Origin of the sequence: Flavobacterium maritimum, assembly GCF_040049085.1 — a bacterium.
GTDB classification, from domain to species: domain Bacteria; phylum Bacteroidota; class Bacteroidia; order Flavobacteriales; family Flavobacteriaceae; genus Flavobacterium; species Flavobacterium maritimum.
Genome location: NZ_JBDLZY010000002.1, coordinates 411,913 through 432,711, shown reverse-complemented (window position 1 = coordinate 432,711; position 20,799 = coordinate 411,913). Strand labels below are relative to the sequence as shown.

18 protein-coding genes are annotated in these 20,799 nt (G+C 35.4%); 8 read left to right on the top strand and 10 right to left on the bottom strand.

Going from position 1 to position 20,799, the window contains the following annotated elements; genetic code table 11:
* Nucleotides 1–7 precede the first annotated feature (7 nt).
* The gene (locus ABEB23_RS05870; RefSeq protein WP_348811510.1) at nt 8–859 is read right to left on the bottom strand and encodes an aldose 1-epimerase family protein; all 852 of its coding nucleotides are present in this window, start codon (nt 857–859) and stop codon (nt 8–10) included.
* A gap of 175 nt (nt 860–1,034) precedes the next feature.
* Here ABEB23_RS05870 and ABEB23_RS05865 point away from each other — a divergent pair, with 175 nt between their 5' ends.
* The gene (locus ABEB23_RS05865) at nt 1,035–3,299 is read left to right on the top strand and encodes a M1 family metallopeptidase (RefSeq protein WP_348811509.1); all 2,265 of its coding nucleotides are present in this window, start codon (nt 1,035–1,037) and stop codon (nt 3,297–3,299) included.
* A gap of 83 nt (nt 3,300–3,382) precedes the next feature.
* Here the strand turns inward: ABEB23_RS05865 and ABEB23_RS05860 are convergent, their stop codons facing one another.
* Complete coding sequence (locus tag ABEB23_RS05860) at nt 3,383–4,423, bottom strand: agmatine deiminase family protein (protein ID WP_348811508.1); 1,041 nt, start codon at nt 4,421–4,423, stop codon at nt 3,383–3,385.
* A gap of 198 nt (nt 4,424–4,621) precedes the next feature.
* Between ABEB23_RS05860 and ABEB23_RS05855 the strand changes: the two genes are divergently transcribed.
* Complete coding sequence (locus ABEB23_RS05855; protein WP_348811506.1) at nt 4,622–6,142, top strand: choice-of-anchor I family protein; 1,521 nt, start codon at nt 4,622–4,624, stop codon at nt 6,140–6,142.
* A gap of 102 nt (nt 6,143–6,244) precedes the next feature.
* Here ABEB23_RS05855 and ABEB23_RS05850 read toward each other — a convergent pair whose 3' ends face one another.
* Entirely contained in the window at nt 6,245–7,132 is an 888-nt protein-coding gene (locus ABEB23_RS05850; RefSeq protein ID WP_348811505.1) for a carbon-nitrogen hydrolase, read from the bottom strand.
* 283 nt (nt 7,133–7,415) lie between these two features.
* Between ABEB23_RS05850 and ABEB23_RS05845 the strand changes: the two genes are divergently transcribed.
* Nucleotides 7,416–9,170, top strand: coding sequence for an ABC transporter ATP-binding protein (locus tag ABEB23_RS05845; protein ID WP_348811504.1), 1,755 nt, complete (start codon nt 7,416–7,418; stop codon nt 9,168–9,170).
* Nucleotides 9,171–9,201: 31 nt separating this feature from the next.
* Here the strand turns inward: ABEB23_RS05845 and ABEB23_RS05840 are convergent, their stop codons facing one another.
* The 4 genes from ABEB23_RS05840 to ABEB23_RS05825 form a co-directional block, all read right to left on the bottom strand.
* Nucleotides 9,202–9,372, bottom strand: a complete 171-nt coding sequence (locus ABEB23_RS05840) for a hypothetical protein (protein WP_348811503.1) — start codon at nt 9,370–9,372, stop codon at nt 9,202–9,204.
* Between the two features lie 53 nt (nt 9,373–9,425).
* Nucleotides 9,426–10,295: a DUF808 domain-containing protein gene (locus ABEB23_RS05835; RefSeq protein ID WP_348811502.1), complete on the bottom strand. Its 870-nt coding sequence runs from the start codon at nt 10,293–10,295 to the stop codon at nt 9,426–9,428.
* A 289-nt stretch (nt 10,296–10,584) separates the two neighbouring features.
* Nucleotides 10,585–11,625, bottom strand: a complete 1,041-nt coding sequence (locus ABEB23_RS05830; RefSeq protein WP_348811501.1) for a GMP reductase — start codon at nt 11,623–11,625, stop codon at nt 10,585–10,587.
* Between the two features lie 178 nt (nt 11,626–11,803).
* Nucleotides 11,804–12,298, bottom strand: coding sequence for a DUF4199 domain-containing protein (locus tag ABEB23_RS05825; RefSeq protein ID WP_348811500.1), 495 nt, complete (start codon nt 12,296–12,298; stop codon nt 11,804–11,806).
* A 454-nt stretch (nt 12,299–12,752) separates the two neighbouring features.
* On the opposite strand from ABEB23_RS05825, the gene ABEB23_RS05820 reads away from it, so the two are divergent.
* Nucleotides 12,753–13,946 (top strand): SprB repeat-containing protein, encoded by a 1,194-nt coding sequence (locus ABEB23_RS05820; RefSeq protein WP_348811499.1) that lies wholly within the window; start codon nt 12,753–12,755, stop codon nt 13,944–13,946.
* A 126-nt stretch (nt 13,947–14,072) separates the two neighbouring features.
* Here the strand turns inward: ABEB23_RS05820 and ABEB23_RS05815 are convergent, their stop codons facing one another.
* Entirely contained in the window at nt 14,073–14,750 is a 678-nt protein-coding gene (locus tag ABEB23_RS05815) for an HAD family hydrolase (RefSeq protein ID WP_348811498.1), read from the bottom strand.
* A 209-nt stretch (nt 14,751–14,959) separates the two neighbouring features.
* Between ABEB23_RS05815 and ABEB23_RS05810 the strand changes: the two genes are divergently transcribed.
* The 3 genes from ABEB23_RS05810 to ygiD all read left to right on the top strand — a co-directional run bounded on the left by ABEB23_RS05810 (nt 14,960) and on the right by ygiD (nt 17,166).
* Nucleotides 14,960–15,136, top strand: coding sequence for a hypothetical protein (locus ABEB23_RS05810; protein ID WP_348811497.1), 177 nt, complete (start codon nt 14,960–14,962; stop codon nt 15,134–15,136).
* Between the two features lie 112 nt (nt 15,137–15,248).
* The gene (locus ABEB23_RS05805; RefSeq protein ID WP_348811496.1) at nt 15,249–16,103 is read left to right on the top strand and encodes a CvfB family protein; all 855 of its coding nucleotides are present in this window, start codon (nt 15,249–15,251) and stop codon (nt 16,101–16,103) included.
* Nucleotides 16,104–16,332: 229 nt separating this feature from the next.
* A complete protein-coding gene (gene ygiD, locus ABEB23_RS05800; RefSeq protein WP_348811881.1) occupies nt 16,333–17,166 on the top strand; it encodes a 4,5-DOPA-extradiol-dioxygenase in 834 nt (277 codons plus the stop codon).
* Between the two features lie 696 nt (nt 17,167–17,862).
* Here the strand turns inward: ygiD and ABEB23_RS05795 are convergent.
* Entirely contained in the window at nt 17,863–18,735 is an 873-nt protein-coding gene (locus ABEB23_RS05795; protein ID WP_348811495.1) for a DUF3943 domain-containing protein, read from the bottom strand.
* A 531-nt stretch (nt 18,736–19,266) separates the two neighbouring features.
* Complete coding sequence (locus ABEB23_RS05790; protein WP_348811494.1) at nt 19,267–19,470, bottom strand: hypothetical protein; 204 nt, start codon at nt 19,468–19,470, stop codon at nt 19,267–19,269.
* Between the two features lie 404 nt (nt 19,471–19,874).
* Here ABEB23_RS05790 and ABEB23_RS05785 point away from each other — a divergent pair, with 404 nt between their 5' ends.
* Nucleotides 19,875–20,705, top strand: a complete 831-nt coding sequence (locus ABEB23_RS05785) for a 1,4-dihydroxy-2-naphthoyl-CoA synthase (protein ID WP_348811493.1) — start codon at nt 19,875–19,877, stop codon at nt 20,703–20,705.
* Nucleotides 20,706–20,799 lie beyond the last annotated feature (94 nt).

Here is a 20,799-nt window from a genome sequence, read left to right as displayed (position 1 = left end):
TAAGGAATTAGTGGATTTCAATACTGAATTTGGAATGGAAAGTCTTGTTTTTATCCAATATCTGGATTCCTCCTTTTTCAAAAAGATTACCGGAATTTTCATTGGTATCAGAATAACCGAACCAAGGTTCAATGCAAAGAAACGGTGCGTTCATTTTTGTCCAAATTCCTAAACTTGGAAAATCCTCGAAATGAACAGATAGTAGTGGAGTTGAATTCTCTAAAATAGTCAATGAATCAGATTCTAATGTTTTGAAAATCAATGCATCGTTTTCGAATAATTGATAGTTTAACGGAATCTGTTTGTTTTGAACGTCTAATTTTTTTGTTTGATTTGAAATTAAATCATTTTCCAGAAGATAAAATTCTAAAGCTTCCTCTTTATTGAAAGCAATGGAATAATTTTCGAAATTACCAGGCAAAGCAAAAGCAGGATGTGCACCAATTGAAAACGGCATTGCTGAGTTTCCATTGTTAATGACTTTGTATTCAACAGTTAAATTAAAATCTTCAATCGTATAAATTAACTGTAATTCAAATTCAAATGGATATTTTTTTAAAGTTTCAATTGAGGACTTAATCGAAAAAGTGGCACTGTTTTCTTTTTTTTCAACCAAATCAAATTCCATATCCCTAGCGAACCCGTGTCGTGACAATTTATATTCTTTTCCATCATATTGAAAAGAATTATTTTTTAATGTTCCAACAATCGGAAATAAAATAGGCGAATGTTTACCCCAAAAATCAGGGTTTCCCTCCCAAATGTATTCTTTATTTGTATTACTTTTTAAGGAAATTAATTCAGCACCAAAATGGTTAATTTCAGCAGTTAGATTGGAATTTTTAATTGTAGTTGTCAAAATCGTACTGGTTAGTTTTAAAAAAATTATATTTTTAGACTGTAAATATATTTTATCTTTTTTAATAATTATTCGGATTGACGCTAATTTCTTTCAAAAAAAATATATTAAAGTTCTTCAAAGTAGTTTGAAATTCTCTTTTTTTTCATTTATTTGTTGTAAAAATAACATTATAATGAGAAAAGTTCAGCTAAAAGCCATTCTGTATCTGGCTTTATTATTGGGAATAACAACTGTTTGGGCACAAGAAAATGCCGTAAATACAGCAAATAACCCTATTTCAAAATATGATTATCACGATTCATTTGCACCATTTTTTTATTCTAAAAATGGAACAAGTACTCGTTCTGCAAGTGGACAGCCTGGCGCTGAATATTGGCAAAATAGAGCTGATTACCAATTAATGGCAAAATTAGATGAAAAAAATAATCAAGTAACAGGAACTGGAATCATAACCTATACTAACAACAGCCCAGATAAGATGGCTTTTGTATGGATGAATTTAGATCAGAATTTATTTAGTTCAGATTCCCGCGGGAATGCTGTCGTTCCAATCACTGGAAGCCGAAATGGCGCACAGGGTCAAATTTTTGACGGTGGGCATAAAATAAAATCGGTAAAAGTAATTACTACAAATAAAGGAAAAGCGACTGAAACAGAAGCGAAGTACGTTATAAGTGACACCCGCATGCAGGTTTTCCTACCAGAAGGATTGAATGCCAAAGGGGGAACGGTAAAAATCAAAATTGACTTTTCATTTATTGCTCCTTTCGAAGGTTCGGATCGTATGGGAGTTTTGCCAACTAAAAACGGTAAAATTTTCACTATTGCGCAATGGTATCCTCGTATGTGTGTGTATGATGATGTAAAGGGATGGAATACTAATCCCTACCTGGGAGCTTCTGAGTTTTACTTGGAATACGGAGATTTTGAAGTGAATATTACTGCACCTTCCAATCATATTGTGGTTTGTTCCGGTGAATTGGTAAATCCGACTGCCGTGTATTCAATTGAAGAGCAAAAACGTTTAGTTGCGGCTAAACTAAGTGATAAAACAGTTGTAATTCGTACTGCTGAAGAGGTTGCTAATTTAGCGAAGACAGTTTCTACTACAACGAAAACCTGGACGTATAAGATTAAAAATGCCCGTGATATGTCTTGGGCTTCTTCTGCGGCTTTTATTTTAGATGCGGCGCGAATTAATTTGCCAAGTGGTAAAAAATCTTTAGCTATTTCTGCTTATCCTGCAGAGAGTGATGGAAATGAAGCTTGGGGGCGTTCAACAGAATATACCAAAGCGGCTATTGAGCATTATTCAAAAAAATGGTTCGAATATCCTTATCCGGCAGCGACAAACGTAGCAGGAAATGAAGGGGGAATGGAATATCCGGGAATTGTTTTTTGCAGTTGGGAATCAAAGGGAGAAGATTTATGGGGGGTGACGGATCACGAATTTGGGCACATTTGGTTTCCAATGATCGTTGGGTCTAATGAACGTATGTTTGCCTGGATGGATGAAGGTTTCAATACTTTTATCAATTCGTTAAGTTCTCTTGACTTTAATAAAGGCGAATACAAACCTAAGCCTTCTGATTTACATGAAGAGGCGGATTATTATACCAATCCAAAGAATGAAGTTATTATGAGTTCGCCGGATAATATGAAAGAAGCCAATATTGGTCTTTTATGTTATTCTAAACCAAGTGCCGGATTGGTTATTTTACGTGAACAGGTTTTAGGACCAGAGCGTTTTGATTTGGCTTTGCGCACTTATGTAGAACGTTGGGCATACAAACATCCTACACCAGACGATTTTTTCAGAACTATTGAAAATGTTGCCGGAGAAGATTTAAGCTGGTTTTGGAGAGGATGGTTCCAATACAATTGGCGTTTAGACCAAGGAATCAATTCGATCAAATATGTGAAAAATGATCCAAAACAGGGTGTTGTAATCAATATTGAGAACTTTGAAAAAATGGCTATGCCAGTTGTCTTGGATGTGAAAACCAAGAGCGGAAAAGTAACCCGTTTGAAATTGCCGGTTGAAATTTGGCAAAGAAATATCGATTGGTCATTTAAACATAGTTCAACCGAAGAAATTGAGAGTATTACCATTGATCCTGACCATGCGTTTCCGGATGTTAATGGAGCTAATAATGTTTGGTCTGCAGCTAATGGTAAAGTGGAGAAGGATATTATTTTGGATGCTTATTTAGGGACATATTCGAATAGTAAAGCGCCAATAAAAATTACATTTACAGAAAAGCATAGTGCATTGAATGTGAAAATTACCGATTATCCGGACTTTACTGTTGTTCCTGTTGGGAAAGACATTTTTGAATCAAAACAGGCTGGTGTTACGTTTCAATTTAATGAAGCTAAAAATGGCATGGATATGATTCTGAGTGATGGTCAGAAGATACCTTTTACCAAAGAATAATCTTTTAATTTTTATAAAAAAAAGACTTGTAGTAATTAAAATGCTACAAGTCTTTTTTTTATGCTATTTGATCAACTCTAAATTTATTCTGGTATTTGTTGGCTCAAACAATGTAAGGTTCCAAATCCCCAAATGAAATCAACCGCACTGAGACCGATGATTTCCCTCTCAGGAAAACAATCAGCTAGTATGTTTAAGGCTATGCGGTCGTTACTGTCGTTAAAAGTAGGCACCAGAACACAGTTGTTTAAAATCAGGAAATTGGCATAACTGGCCGGTAATCGCAGGCCGTCAAAATCCAAACGCTTAGGCATCGGTAATTTAATGATTTTTGGAGATTGACCGTTTTCCAATTTAGCATTTTGTAACCTTTTTAAGTTGTCTTGCAAAGGTGCATAATTGTTGTCTTCGGGATCAGATTCAACTATGGTTACAATCGTATCTTCATTTACGAAACGACATAAGTCATCAATGTGTCCATGGGTATCATCACCTTCAATACCGTCTCCTAACCAAATTACATTGGTAATTCCAAGGTATTCTTTGAAAACGGCTTCGTAATCTGCTTTGGTGAAATTTGGATTTCGAACCTGAATATTGGGATGCATCAAACATTCTTCAGAAGTCAGTAACGTACCTTTTCCGTTCGAATCGATAGCACCACCTTCTACAATAACCGGTTTTCCTTTGTAGGTTACTTGTGTAAGCGGTACATTAAGAAAATCAGCAACTTTGCCAGGGATAAACTTGTCCAGTTGAATGTTTTTATATTTTGCCCAACCATTAAAGTTAAAATTTAAGGCTTCTCGTTTCGTTCCATTTTTAACGATAATCGGACCCGAATCACGCATCCAACTTCTATTGGTTTTATGAATGACATAGGAAACGTTTTCAACTGCTACATGCGCCGTTTCCAGCATCTCAGTCACTTTTTCTTTTTGATTTTTATCTGCTACGACTAAAATCACTTGCTCAAAAGTGGCGATTTTTTTGATAAATTCAACAAAAGCCCATTGAACAGCTTCGTATTTTCCTGGCCAATCTTTACCATTGTGCGGAAAACAAAGCAAAATACCTTGTTGTTTTTCCCATTCTGCCGGAAATCTTCTATTGGATGTACTCATAAATTAGTTCTGATATAAAGGGTACAAATATAATCATTCAGGAGGATTTAAAATTAAATTAGAATCAACCAAATAATTTTTTTTTGACAGAATTTCAAAATTTTACAAGAATAGTTTTAATAAAGATTAGATAATATAGGGTTAATTAATCCCTGCTTGCTGCTGACTATTTTTGATAAAATTTAAAAATTTAAAATTATGATAAAGTATAGTTTAACAGTATTTATGGCTGTTTTTTTATTATCTGCTTGTTCAAATGAAAATTCTGCGGATGCGACTGAAGAGATAATTAATGAAAATGCAGCAACTTTCAAAGAGATTGGTTCAATTACTATTGGGGGTGAAGGAGCAGCCGAAATAAGCGCCTATGATGAAGTTTCTAAAAAATTATTTACTGTTAACAATAGCGATACAAATAAAATAGATGTGATCGATTTGTCAAATCCATCCAATCCTGTTCTTATTGCCAGTATTGATTTAACACCGTTTAATGGTTCATCAAACAGTGTAGCCACTTTCAACGGAAAATTAGCAGTTGCATTAGAAGCTACTACTAAACAGGATTTAGGTAAAGTAGTCGTTTTTGACACTGCAAATTATAGCGTGATCAAACAAATTACGGTAGGAGCTTTACCGGATATGATTACGTTTTCAGCCGATGGGAATTACATATTGACTGCTAATGAAGGAGAACCTAATGATGATTATTCGGTAGATCCGGACGGATCGGTATCTATTATTACAGTAAATAATAATTATGCAGTGACTACTTTGAATTTTGGGGATTTTAGCAGTCAGTTGAATAGTCTGAAAGCGAAAGGATTCCGAATTGCGAGCCCGACGAATAATTTTACCTCTGATATTGAGCCGGAATACGTAACTATTTCTGCTGATTCTAAAACAGCTTGGGTGACATTACAGGAAAATAACGGAGTGGCTAAAATTGATTTGGCGTCTAAAAAAATCACTAACCTTTTTCCATTAGGATTTAAAGATTATAATTTGGCCGAAAATGCCATGGATATCAGTGATAAAGATGGAGGTATTTTTGCGAATCCTTGGAAAGTGAAAGGAATGTTTCAACCGGATGCAATCAGTAATTTTGAAGCAAATGGCACCACTTATTTTGTTACAGCGAATGAAGGAGATGCCAGAGAATATTCCGCTTTTGTGGACATTAAAAGAATAGGGGATGCCTCTGTAGTTCTTGATCCTACAGTATTCCCAGATGCAGCTACTTTAAAAGGAGAAACCAAAATGGGAAGGTTGAATATCAATACTAAAATGGGAGATACAGATGGTGACGGTGATTTTGACGAATTGGTTTCTTTTGGAGCCAGATCTTTTTCTGTCTGGAATGGAAATACCGGCCAAATTGTGTTTGACAGTAAAAATGAATTAGACAAAAAAGCACAAGAGCTTGGTGTTTATGATGATAAAAGGAGTGATGATAAATCGGTGGAACCAGAAGCCGTTGTAGTTGCAAAAGTTGGAGGCAAAAACATTTTGTTTGTAGGTTTAGAAAGAGCCGATGCCTTTATGGTCTATGATGTTAGCAATCCTGCTTCTCCGAAATTTTTGCAAAGTGTCAAAACAGGTGATGCTCCAGAAGGATTACTTTATATTCCTGCGCACAAGAGTCCTACTAAAAGAAGTTTGGTTGTGGTGAGTAGTGAGGGAGACGGTACTGTTAAAATATTCCAACCCGAGTTGAATTAGGGGAAGTTGCTAAGATTCTAAGTTGCTAAGGCGCTAAGTGTCTGAGATTCTAAGTTCAAAATAATCTTAGAATCTCAGTATCTTAGTGTCTTTTTTTAAAAACTAATCAATAGCTCTTTTTGTGATATCGCTAAAAGCATCAATTCTTCGATCTCTGAAGAATGGCCAGTTCTGACGTACATTTTCCTGTAAGTCTAAATCTACTTCGGCAATAAGAATTTCTTCTTTATCGTGTGAGGCTTGCGCCAAAATTTCACCTTGTGGTCCCGCTATAAACGAAGATCCCCAAAACTGAATTCCTGCTGTATCCGGTAAATATTGTTCTAAACCAATTCTGTTTGCCGCCGCAACATACACACCATTGGCAACAGCATGACCTTTCATCACGTTCATCCAGGCACCATGTTGGTTTTCACCGTATTGTTCTTTTTCTAAAGGATGCCATCCAATTGCAGTTGGGTAAAACAAGACATCAGCACCTTGTAAAGCAGTCAAACGAGCTGCTTCAGGATACCATTGATCCCAGCAAATTAACGTTCCGATTTTTCCTTTATTGGTAGGGAAAGCTTTAAACCCTAAATCACCAGGCGTGAAATAGAATTTTTCATAAAAATGCGGATCATCCGGAATGTGCATTTTACGGTACAGTCCAGCTTCTGAACCATCGGTGTTGATGATATAGGCACTGTTGTGGTAAATTCCAGCCATTCTTTTTTCGAAGAAAGGTACAATGATTACCACTCCCAATTCTTTTGCCAATGCGCTAAAAGCTATAAAAGACGTACTATATAATGGTTCTGCCAGAGCAAAATTATCAACATCTTCGCTTTGACAAAAATAATGACTGCTGTATAATTCCGGTAACGAAATCACTTCGGCACCTAAATTGGCAGCATCACGAACCCAGCTTAAACATTTTTTCAGGTTATTTTCGGCAACATCATTCAGATTCAATTGAACAACCGCTATTTTGTATTTCTTATTTGACATGTCTAAAAATTTAGACTGCAAAAATAGTTATTTTTATAAAGAGATGCGATACTGTGAAATGGAAAAGTTTTTTGCAATGATAACTAATAGCAATTGACCTGTTTCTTGGAAGTATGGACATTGACTGTATAAGGTAATTCTAAAACCAAAAGTTTTCGGTATAGCGGAACGAGGGATTAGTGATTTTCGAGCAAAGAAATTTTAAGTTTTATTATTGTACGAATTATATTCATTTGAATTCAATAGTTGTAGTTTTGCATTTCAATTTTTTTTATAAATAGCGATGAAAATATTATTTACTTATATCAAAGAACACAAACCGTTATTGTTTTTGGCTTTGTTTTTAGCGGCAATCAATCAATGTTTTTCTTTATTTGACTCCATTATAATTGGTAAATTGTTGAATCAATGCGGTGTTGGAGTAGCTGATTTTAATCATAATTTAGCCAATTTTACTAAAGCGGTGTTAGGCTGGTTGGCTCTATCTTTAGGAGCTGCAATGGTGTCCAGAATAGCCAAAAATTTCCAAGATTATTTTACCAATATTATTATACAGCGAACAGGTGCACAAATGTATACTGATGGTATAAAAAAAGCACTAGAGTTGCCTTTTCAGGATTTTGAGGACCAACGAAGCGGTGAAACATTAGGAAGACTTCAAAAAGTAAAAATCGATTGTGAAAAGTTCATCACTTTGGCCATTTCGTTAGTTTTTCAAACGCTTATCGGGATTGTATTTGTAATGGGATATGCGATTAACATCCATTGGTTGTTGGGACCCATTTTTTTGGCGACCGTTCCCGTTATCGCTTTTATCAGTTCTTTTTTGGGTACGAAAATCAAAAAAGTGTCCAAGGAAATACTGGGTGAAACAACTGCTTTGGCTGGTGCAACTACCGAATCCCTGCGCAATATTGAATTAGTGAAAAGTTTAGGTTTGACAAATCAGGAAGTGAATCGTTTAAACAGTACTACTACAAAAATATTAGGGCTGGAGTTAAAAAAAGTACGCTTTATTCGTTCGTTGAGTTTTATTCAGGGAACAACAGTCCATTTTATGAGAACTGGTTTAGTCTTCGCGTTATACATGTTCATTTTTCAAGGAATCATCAAACCGGGTGATTTGATAACCTTAATGTTTTTCTCCTTCTTTTTGTTTAATCCACTTCAGGAACTTGGAAATGTGATTGCGACATATAACGAAACAAAAGCCTCGATGGATAATTTTGGTGATTTGATGAATGCCAAAAGTGAAGAGAAACCGCTGCATCCAAAAACAATTGGGTTTATTAATAATTTAAGGTTTTCAAACATTTCATTCAAGCACCAAACCGCTTCTACTTATGCTGTTAAAGATATCTCCTTTGAAGCCAAAGCAGGAGAAACCATTGCCTTTGTAGGACCATCAGGTAGTGGTAAAACAACTTTGGTAAAAATGTTGGTTGGACTATACACTCCGGAGGAAGGTGCTATTTTTTATAATGAAATAAACGCCAAAGATATTGAGTTAACCGAGTTACGCCAGCAATTGGGTTTTGTGACCCAAGATGCACAGTTGTTCTCAGGAACCATAAAGGATAATTTATTATTTGTGAAACCCAATGCAACTGATACCGAAATAAATGATGTGTTGCAAAAATCAGCCTGTCAAAATTTATTGGAACGAGCCGAAAAAGGTTTGGACACCACCATTGGCGAAGGAGGTATTAAGGTATCGGGTGGTGAGAAACAACGATTATCGATTGCAAGAGCATTATTGAGAAAACCAAGATTGCTGTTGTTTGATGAAGCTACTTCTGCTCTTGACTCTATTACGGAAGAAGAGATTACACAAACCATTCGAAGCATATCTTCCAAGCAAGATCAAATTACAGTTTTAATTGCTCATCGTTTATCGACCATTATGCATGCGGACAGAATTTATGTATTGGAACAGGGCGCGATTATCGAACAAGGAAAGCACCAGGATTTATTGGATGAAAAAGGGCTGTATTATGCCATGTGGAGACAGCAAATAGGGGAGAGAAAAATAGTGTAAGCAAAAAAAAAACCTAATCCAAACCAAATAATTATCCATTATTTGGTTTGGCTTTTATTCTTGCCATTTCCTCTAATAATTTCTCAGGAATTGGCCTGCATTTACAATTTTTTTGGTGTTCCAAATGCCATTTGATTCTTTGTTCTAAAGTTGGATTTTTAGGCATTTTGTTATTTAGATGCCATTCTCGATTGATTTTCATATCTACTTACTTTTTGACTTTGTGTATGTTACAGATATCGAGATTTGAATTCCTTACTTTTTTCCAAATATCTTTTTGAATAGGTTTACAATTCCCAAAACAACCAACCCAATTGCAAGTCCGATGATAAATTCTTTAACAACGGAAGGCAATTGAGGTAATGTATGATGTAGAAAGTCAATATTATGTATAAATATACCACCAGCCACTAAAATCAAGGCTATCGTGCCAATTACGGCTAAACTTTTAATGACTTTTGGCAAAGCTTGTACCAATATGTTACCGATAATTTTTGATGGGCTGTTTTCTTTGGTGCTTAATCCAATAAGTTTTAAACCCAGTTCATCCATTCTTACAATTAGGGCTACAATGCCGTAAACCCCTACGGTTGCTATTATTGCAACTATTGAAACAACTACAATCTGTGATGAAATAGGTTTTCCTATTACGGTGCCCAGCGCAATAATTACTATTTCTACCGATAAAATAAAGTCGGTCATTATTGCTGATTTTATTTTGTCCTTTTCAAGAGCTAAAATTTCATCTTCCGTAAAAATTTCCATTGTGATTTCGGCTGTTGCATGTTTATGGGGAAATAGATATTCATATATTTTTTCGGCACCTTCATAAGCTAAGAAAAGTCCGCCAAGCACTAAGATTATTATAATTGCCAAAGGGAAAAAAGCACTCAGCAGAAAGGCTATCGGTAAAATGATTAATTTATTGATAAAGGAACCTTTTGCAATTGCCCATAATACGGGGATTTCTCTTGAAGAAATAAAACCGGAGGCTTTTTCGGCATTCACGGCCAAATCATCGCCTAAAATACCTGCTGTTTTTTTTGTTGCGATTTTACTCATTACTGCAACATCATCCATAATTGCTGCGATATCATCTAATAGTACGAAAAAACCTGATGCCATTATAATTTGTTTTTAAGAGGTGTATTGATTTTGGTATTACTTTGCCAAAATTTAATTAACACGGTTTGATTATTTTTTATGCGAAACTAATACTTTTTGGTTGAATTTGCTTATAAAATTAATTGTTGGAAATCCTAAATTTCTCGTTTAGCCCCGATGGCAGCAAGTATCCTTTTGTACCGGTGTTCGGTGCAAAAGATACTGCGTACAGCGGGAGGGAAGCTGCTATGAAAAACCATGGTTATGCTTCTAAAAAACACCAGCCTTTCGACCAGTGTTTTCATTTAAATTACTTGTTGAAAATGACGTTTTCTTGTTCCGAAACTCGAATAAAGGTGGTTCTTTTGGTTAACTCTTTCAATTTGGAAGCGCCTACATAGGTGCAAGTACTTCGCAGTCCACCAAGAATATCTTTTAAGGTAACAGTTACATCTCCTTTAAAGGGAACCTGAACGGTTTTTCCTTCGCTGGCGCGGTATTCAGCAACACCGCCAACATGTTTGTTCATTGCTGTTTCCGAACTCATTCCGTAGAATTTTTTATATTTTTCACCACCAATTTCAATTAGTTCGCCACCACTTTCGGTATGTCCGGCAAGCATTCCGCCCAGCATTACAAAATCGGCACCGGCACCAAAGGCCTTGGCAACATCACCGGGAGTGGCGCATCCGCCATCGCTAATAATATGGCCTCCTAAACCATGGGCGGCATCGGCACATTCGATAATGGCCGAAAGCTGGGGATAACCCACGCCTGTTTTTACCCTTGTAGTACATACCGAACCAGGGCCAATCCCTACTTTTACGATATCGGCACCGGCCAAGAGTAATTCTTCGACCATTTCGCCTGTAACGACGTTTCCGGCAATAATTACTTTATCGGGATATTTTTCTCGCGCTTTTTTCAGGAAGCTCACAAAATGTTCGGAATAGCCATTGGCCACATCAATACATATGAATTGTAACTCTGGATTCTGTTCGAATATTTCACCGATTTTCTTGAAATCATTTTTTCCAGTTCCTGAACTTACCGCGATATAATCCTGAATGTTTTCGGGTGCATTTTTCATAAATTCACTCCATTGCTCAAGAGAATAATGTTTATGAATGGCTGTAAAAAGATTTTCTTTGGCCAATGCCAATGCCATTTCAAAAGTTCCTACCGTATCCATGTTGGCTCCCATGATAGGAACCCCTGACCAAGTGGTGGAACTGTGCAAAAACTTGTATTCTCTCTCCAGTGAAACCTGCGACCTGCTCTTTAAAGTGGAACGTTTGGGTCTGATCATTACATCTTTAAATCCTAATTTGAGTTCGGTTTCTATTCTCATGATGCTAAAAATATGGTTACCTAACAAATGTATTGTTTTAATGAAAAACCATATACAAATAGAAGTTAAATATTTACGGATTCTTCAATAAATATTTGTTTGGATTTAAAATAATTTTAAAGTGCGTGTTTGATTGAAGTCTTTTAATAAAGTGTTGTTTTAAAGGGGAATTAAGGAACTATTTTCTCTTTAAAATTAAGGAAGTAATTAAAGAAACTACAATTCCTATTGGTAAAATTTCCATAAAAGTGAGTAGAATTACCAGTAACGGATTTTTATACCATTCTTTCATTTGGTTCATTTCGGTGATTTTTGCAGAAAGCTCATCCGGTTTAGCGTTTTTTAAAACCATTTCACTGTATTTATCCATAAAATCAGGGAAAAAGTTATAGTAAATGACGAGCCAGACCAAAACATACATAGTTGAAATAATGAATGAAATACCTAAGCCGGTAAGGAATGCTCTTCCAAAAGTTATTGCACCATTATTGATTTCACGTTCGTGTATGATGCCTAATACTACGAAGATAAAAGCGAGAAGCATACCAATAAAACCTATAATTGCATTGGGCGCTTGTCCAGGATTGGCTTTCATATAAAATACCATCGATGTCATCACAGTGGCTGAAATTATGCCGCCTAAAATCCCTTTTTTGATAATGTTATCAATCATAAGTATCGTTTTTTGATAGAGGCTTAAAGATAAAGAAAAAATTATTTTAACAATTTCTTTTTTCTTATACCAATTCGTAGTCGAAGCTTGTCGTTGTTTTGCCAAGCATGTGTGACGAAGTCAGGAAACTTGGAAGAGTTGGTTTTTGAGCGGAACACTTAAATTTTTTTTCTTGTAAAAATGCTTTTCAACGGGTATTTAGGTTATTGAGAGAGAAAAGAAGAATGCTGTTAATTATTTCGGTAATTTTGATACTTAACAGTTTGTTTTTCAAGCAGTTGAAACAGGTGTTGATTTAAGAAGAAAAGATTCTTTTGGTCCCTAAAAATAGAAATCTTTCATCCCTGAAAAATTTAGTATTTCGCCTAAATTTTAGACTTTAAATTTTGAGAAATAAATTCATTATTACTTCAAAAAGTGTTGATTAAAAATTTACAAGTTAAAACTCATCAAAATGAAAAAGATATTTACTTCCTTAAAAATAGTATTATTTATTGTATTTATAGCATTATTTTCCTGTGGACAGGAGGAAACATCCGCGCCTTCATTAACTGAAGAAGAAACGAATGACCATGAAGAGGTTCAAAACAAAGGAAATGGTATCCCGGATATAACAATAACTGTCACAGACTGTAATCTGAATGGCTGGGTAAAGCAACCTATAGGAAATTCCTCTCTAGGTTTTGTAAATGGTCCTGACACACCTCCAGTTGGCAATGGAAGTTTAAAATTCTATGTTCCTGCAGGCGGTATTTTTTGGCCTGGTGATTTTGTAAGATTGAGAAATGGTCAATACACCGGAACTAAACTGTCAACGCTTACAGAGCTCTCTTATGAAACTTATATAGAAGCAAGAGATACTATAACTGATATTCATTTTATAGTTATATTGTCTGATATTAATGGCGATGGTACAGCCGAACATAATCTTGTTTTTGATCCGCGTTATCAAAATTCAAATTTTATAATAGGCAGTATGCCTGACCAGGGATTTAGTCAGGTTCATGAATGGCAGCGCTGGGATGCTTTGCGTGGCGGATGGTATTATGGCGGAGATGTAACTACTGATCCCGACCATGAGGGACCATATTTTACGCTGGCTGAATATCTGAGCCAGTATCCGGATGCTACGATAAGAAACGATGCGGCAAAAGGCGGCCCGGCTATCAGGCTAACTGCAGGTGGCGTTGTATTCAAACCTAACTTTTTTGGTTCGATAGATAATTTTATGATTGGTGTAAACGGATTTACTACTGCGTATGACTTTGAATTTACAATTGCTAATGCCGGGGCCGATCACAATGTTGTTTATGGATATGGTTCAAATTGTACCACATTAGCGGGAACAGCTACCGGTGGTGTGGCTCCTTATACTTTTTCCTGGTCGCCAGGCACAACCACACCAGGCAATGCAACCACCGAAGTATGCCCAACAGTAACCACTACCTATACTTTAACTGTTACAGATAGCCAAGGTTGCATTGGGACAGATGATGTAACTGTATATGTAAATGACGTACGGTGCGGCAATAAACTGGATAAAGTAAAAGTTTGCCATAAGGGAAAAGAAATATGTATAGCTGCCGAAGCTGTTGAAGCACACTTGAAACATGGAGATGCCCTTGGTAGCTGTGCAGCTCGTAAATAGAAAGCAATGCTACCAATAAAAGTAAATTTGAAACAGCGGAAACAACGGAAAAAACAATAAATTTAAATAATCCCAATCCGTTTTTCCAGCATTCATTATTCATGAATGACAGGCTGCTGGAAAAATTTAAATAAAACTATGTAATTTGGCATCAGGTTGTAAAATCTGAATTAAATCTAAAGGATTGCTTAATACATGTTTTGCTCCATTTGAAATCAATTCCTCTTTTGGTCGGTATCCCCACAGTACACCAACTGCAAGCATATTGGCATTCGTTGCCGTTTGCATATCAATACCAGAATCTCCTATGAAAATTATTTCTTCGGGTTTTAATCCTAAGCTTTTGCTTATTTCTATAGCTTTAAATGGATTTGGTTTCTTTAGGGATTCAGTAGTCAAACCCACAATAGGGTTAAAATAATTAGGAAACAAAGCAGTAGTGATTTCCTTGGTAAGCTCATCTGATTTATTTGAAAATACACTTAGTTTTATATTGTGTGAAATTAAGTGGTCCAATAAGTCGATAATGCCCTCATAAGGTTCTGTTTTAAGAGTACAATTTTCACTATATTTTTCAATCATCAAATGGTAACAGCTATCGATATGTTTTTCATCATTATGTGTTGCCGGGAGCGATTTACTCACCAAATTTCGAAGACCACTACCAATGAAATATTGATAATCTTCGTAACCGTGGGTAGGATAGTTGAGTTCTTGAAGGACGCTGTTCATTGCATCTGCAATGTCTTCAAGTGAATTAACCAGTGTACCGTCTAAATCAAAAATAACTCCTTTGAACTTCATTTTTATTTTTTTAATTAATCGAATGGATTTGTTTTTCGATTCTTGTTTTGCATAATGCCCAAAGATAGGAATATTGTTTTTTCCTATTCGTTGGTTTTCGAATTATATTTATCTGAATCTGATTTTGTTTCTACAACACTGTGTAGCAATAATAGTTCAGAAACCTTATTATGCTTTTGCTTTCAGAAGGCTCTATTTTTTTGAAATGAGTGAATGCTTTTATAATTCTTCTGAAATACAAAACGTCTTTTCTAGCCCTGATGGCAGCAAGTATCCTTTTGTGCCTCCCGATAACTATCGGGACTGGTGCAAAAGATACTGCGTACAGCAGGACAGGTCGTGATGAAGAGACTTATGGCCGTGCTCCTGAAACCTATAAAAAGTAGCTGTTTTTTGGATCATGTTTTTTGTGTGTGGATTGACGATTTACTATTTTCAAACTTCGTACCTTTGCCACTTAGAAACTTTGTTGCTTAGCGACTCAGAACCTCAATAAAAATGATTGAAATAGGAAAATACAATACGCTTACCATCTTACGCGATACCAAAGTGGGTTTATTTTTGGGCGATCCCGAAAAAGATCCGGAAGGAATACATGACATCCTTTTACCAAACAAATACGTGCCCAATGAATTCGAAATAGGTGAGGAGCTTATCGTATTTGTTTATTTAGATCATGAGGAACGTCCGGTTGCGACGACTTTGGAACCCTATATTTTATTGAATGAATTTGCACTTTTGCGTGTGAATTATACCAATCAGATTGGTGCTTTTATGGATTGGGGAATGGAAAAAGATATTTTGGTTCCGTTTAAAGAGCAAGCCCGTCCGATGGAAAAAGGAAAACGCTACCTAGTGTATCTTTATATGGACGAAAAAACGAATCGTCTGGTGGCTTCGAGTAAAACCAATCAGTTTTTGAGTAATGATAATCTAACCGTTGAAAAAGGGGAAGAAGTAGATTTGATCGTTTCGCATATCACAGAGATAGGAATCAATGTTATTATCAATGAAAAACATAAAGGTTTGTTGTACAAAGACGAGGTCTATGACGATGCGATTCGTACCGGAGACCGTATGCGTGGCTACATTAAAAACATTCGCCCAGATAATAAAATAGATGTTTCATTGCAAATACAAGGTTATCAGAATGTTGAGCCTAATGCTGAGAAGATTCTCGATGAGTTGAGAGCAAGTCGCGGTTTTCTACGTTTAACTGATAATTCACATCCGGAAGATATTAAAACAGTCTTGAAGATGAGTAAAAAAACCTTCAAGAAAGCTATTGGAGCTCTCTACAGAGAAAAGTTAATCGAAATCAAGGAAGACGGTATTTACTTGGTTAAAGAATAATAGTAAGAAAGACTAATCGTAAAGGTTAGTCTTTTTTTTGCACTGTAAGCAGTATGCGGCACTATTCAATTAAGTGTTTTATGGCCAACTCTTTGTGCGATTTTTTAAATTGTTAAATTTCTTATAAGATGTAGCAAAATTAAAAACTTTTTATTAAATTTGTATATACAAATATTGTATAGTAATGAATAGAAATGATTTTATTAAAATAGTAATTGGAGGAGCAGCTATGGCATCATTACAACCATTTTATAATTGGGCAAAAGATTTAAAAGAAGAAGATATCAAACATCCCGTTCTGTTTATTGGGCACGGAACCCCAATGAACGGAATTGAAGACAATGAATTTTCGAGGAATTGGACGAAATTTGGAAAGGAAATTCCAAAACCTAAGGCGGTTTTGGTGATTTCAGCACATTGGTTAACCAATGGTACAAAAGTGACGGCAATGGAAAACCCAAAAACAATTCACGATTTTGGAGGTTTTCCGCAAGCATTGTTTGATGTGCAATATCCTGCAAAGGGCAGCCCTGAGTTGGCCAGAGAAACGGCAAGTTTAATTCAGTCCACCCATGTGGATTTGGACCATGAGTGGGGCTTGGATCATGGAACCTGGACAGTGGTACGCCATATGTATCCCAATGCGGATATTCCTGTTTTGCAGTTAAGTATCGATTATAATAAACCACCGCAATATCATTTCGATTTGGCTAAACAACTGAAAGCATTGCGTAAGAAAGGAGTTTTGATTATCGGAAGTGGTAATATGGTGCATAATCTTAGGATGGTGGCTTGGGATAAACTACAGGAATCAGAATTTGGATTTGACTGGGCAATAGAAATGAACTCAATTTTCAAAGAAAAAATTGGCAATCGTGATTTTCAGTCTTTGATTAATTACGAAAAATTAAATGCGGCTGCAAAATTAGCAATACCAACTCCGGATCATTATTATCCTCTATTATATTCGATTGCTTTGCAGGACGATAAGGATGATGTGAGTTTCTTTAATGATAAGGCTGTTGGAGGCTCGTTGACAATGACTTCGGTGAAATTCGGATAAGAGTAAAAAAAAGAAAGACTAATCGTAGCGGTTAGTCTTTCTTAGTTTATCGCTGTTCTTGAATGTGTTTATTCTGAACAGAAATAAAGTAAATTTACGTCCATCTTCAAAAGTGACTGCAATTGCCTTTTAAAGCTAATGATACTTTTGTATCATCTTAATTGCACTGGTTTCAGACCAAACTACTTCATTAAATGGTTTGTCTTTAAATGTTCAAACACTTGCTTTTTTGTCAAAAAATAAAATTCACATTAAAGCCTTTGGTTTTTATGGTATGTATATAGAAAGCTATCCTAAATGATTATCTGCCACTGAGGTCAGAAAAAATAGTGATGTGTCAATTCTAAGTTTAACCGTAGGTGTTACTATTTTCTTTTTGCCATTTCCACAAATGGTTTTTGCATTTGCTCCAAAATTATAGTTTCAGAATTAGTTGTATAATTTAAAACCACAAAAATAGGAGCGACAAAGTTTTCAATTTTACTCAAAAAAGTCGTTTTTTAGGTTAATAAATCAGTGAAAGAAAAAGTCGCTAATCGACGTACAAATCTATTACAATAAATCTTGTATCTATCTGATTAGCAATGGTTAAAAGTAGTAAAAAATTCTATTCTCAACTGTTAATATCTAATTTTTTTTCAATTTTTAACACTGATAAGATTTAACTGACGGGATTTACTTTAGTGTTTTAATGAACTAAAAACGGGCTGAGAAGTTTAAACCCCAAACAGGTTTGTTGGATCTGTTATCGAGTCCGATTGGAGTCACATAAAATTGTGTTTTGACCTTAGTTTTGTATCCAAGGCCGTCCAAAACAGTATTGAATGGATCCATTAAAAATATAGTCGTCTTTCCTAAAAACCTCGAATTTAATACTCTTGAGTCATTTTTGATAATGGCTTTCTTCAGATAGAAAAAACCTTCCCCAAACATGGACCCTACTATAGGAGTTACAAAAAGATCCTGCCAGGATGGAATCTCTGCAAAGGCTTCAACGCCATATTCCCATAAAAATGTTGATACTAATGCAGAATAGACAAAAGATTCAAACATGTTAAATCCACTGCTACGTGCTGTCATATAATACACAGCTCCTGCATATGGGTGGGCGATAAAATTTAAAAAGAAGTTATCACTATCCCAGACCGGACCTGCTTTTACATTTTGTTTCCATTTATAGGTTATCCCATTTTCTTTCATATCCTGTTTGTCCCAATTGGTAATGCTTTCCGGGAGCACCCAGAAAACACAAAAAACAACTACTGTTGTTGCTCCAAAAAGACCGGTATCATAGGCTAGTCTTCTATAATCTCGGGGAGGGACTATAAGGGTGTCACCTTTCTTGAATGAATTGTCTAGTAAGAATGTGTTTCGAAGGCTTACTGAGGATTCGGCAATCATTGAATCGCCAAGTTTTTTTTTAAAATCGTTTAGACTAACAGAAGGGTCTTTTGATAACTCTACAACAACCACTTGATTGATTCTAAGAGTGTCTAATTGTTGAGAAAATAGAGTAGTCCCCCAGATTAATAAAATCAGACTGTAAAAAAAGGTTTTTGTGCGAATCATATAGGTTTCAAGTGCTATAAAATATAATTACTGGAAAATTGGAATTTCAGTAATTCTTTTCGGTAAAATTATTTAGATCAAAACAACAACAATATAATATTCATACAATTTTACTAAATAGGAAAGAGGCTATACTGTCAAGATTGGGTAAATATAATCAAATAGTAGAAGATGAGATCTCAAAATCCACAATAATTTTAACAAATTTTAACAAAATTTAAGAGGCAATATTGTTAAATATAATTGTATTCCAAAAATTAAGGCTAACCCTAAAGTTAGCCTTGTTTATATTAAGAATTCATACATCTGTTTTTGCTTGATAAATCTTCTGTTTAAGAAATAGCAATGGTGCAAAAACACATTAAACAAGACGATCTAAAGATATTTTATCAAATCGCTTGATAGAATTTATTTGTCACGAAATGGGTTACTTATACTTGTATCATCAAAATAGATTTTCGCAATATAACCTTTGGGTTTCATCATTTATAAAAAGAAAATTATGATGTCCTTTCGTAAAGCGTTTTGCTTTTATTTTTCGACAGGAACAGTCAGTGAATCTTTTTCGGCAACCACAGGTGCTAGTTCATCTTTTTTAATGCTGTCCGTAACCGTAACGGAACTGTCAGTAACAGTTTGTTCCATTTGCTCTTCTGAAGTGGCTTCAGGTTTGTTTTTACAATTCGAGAATAATACGACAGAAACTAGAGCGACAAAAATTAAATTTTTTTTCAAAAATAAATAGTTTAGTTAATAATTCAGTTTAGAAATCATCATTCAAAAAGAAAAAAATACTGTTTGAATGATATTTAAATTTACAAAAAATAATAATACCAAGGTTGAAATTTCAGCTCCTTTTTATGTTAAAGTTTAGATTGTTTGCCTAGGTCTTAAAAGGTGAAAAGTTGGGGTGATTTAAGCTGTTTCATGTGATTACTATTTAATTAAAAGGAATCACATAAACACATCCATTTAGAACTAATAATTAAAGAGGATCTAGAAAATTGTTCTATTCTGCACAATAATAGAATTACAATTTTATACGAAAGAAGTTAATTCATTCTTATAAAATTTTGTTTTATTCGGAAAGTGTAAAAAATGATTTATTTTTACGCTAAAATAATTTAAAACAGATTAAAATGGATTGGATAACCGTCAGAGAATTCGAAGATATAACCTATAAAAAATGCAATGGTGTAGCCAGAATAGCATTCAACAGACCAGATGTGCGTAATGCTTTTCGTCCCAAAACGACATCCGAATTGTATCAGGCGTTTTATGATGCACAAGAAGATACTTCTATAGGAGTGGTTTTGCTTTCAGCAGAAGGGCCTTCTTCTAAAGACGGGATTTATTCTTTTTGCAGCGGAGGTGATCAAAACGCCCGTGGGCATCAAGGATATGTTGGAGATGATGGTCAACACCGTTTAAATATTCTGGAAGTACAACGATTAATTCGATTTATGCCTAAAGTAGTCATTGCTGTGGTTCCAGGTTGGGCTGTGGGTGGCGGACATAGTTTGCATGTAGTTTGCGATATGACTCTGGCAAGTAAAGAACACGCTATTTTCAAACAAACCGATGCTGATGTGACCAGTTTTGATGGAGGTTATGGTTCGGCTTATTTGGCTAAAATGGTAGGGCAGAAAAAAGCCCGCGAAATTTTCTTCCTTGGACGTAATTATTCGGCTCAGGAAGCAATGGATATGGGAATGGTGAATGCTGTGATTCCACATGCTGAATTAGAAGACACTGCTTATGAATGGGCACAGGAAATTTTGGCAAAATCACCAACTTCTATCAAAATGCTGAAATTTGCCATGAATCTAACGGATGACGGAATGGTAGGGCAACAGGTTTTTGCAGGTGAAGCGACACGTTTAGCTTACATGACCGAAGAAGCCAAAGAAGGAAGAAATGCATTTTTGGAGAAAAGAAAGCCGAATTTTGAGAAGAAATGGTTGCCATAAAAATCAGTTTTCAGTAATCAGTAGCAGTAGTCAGTCACAGTAATCAGTCACAGTAATCAGTCACAATAATAAGTGTCGGTCTCTGTTTAGTGAT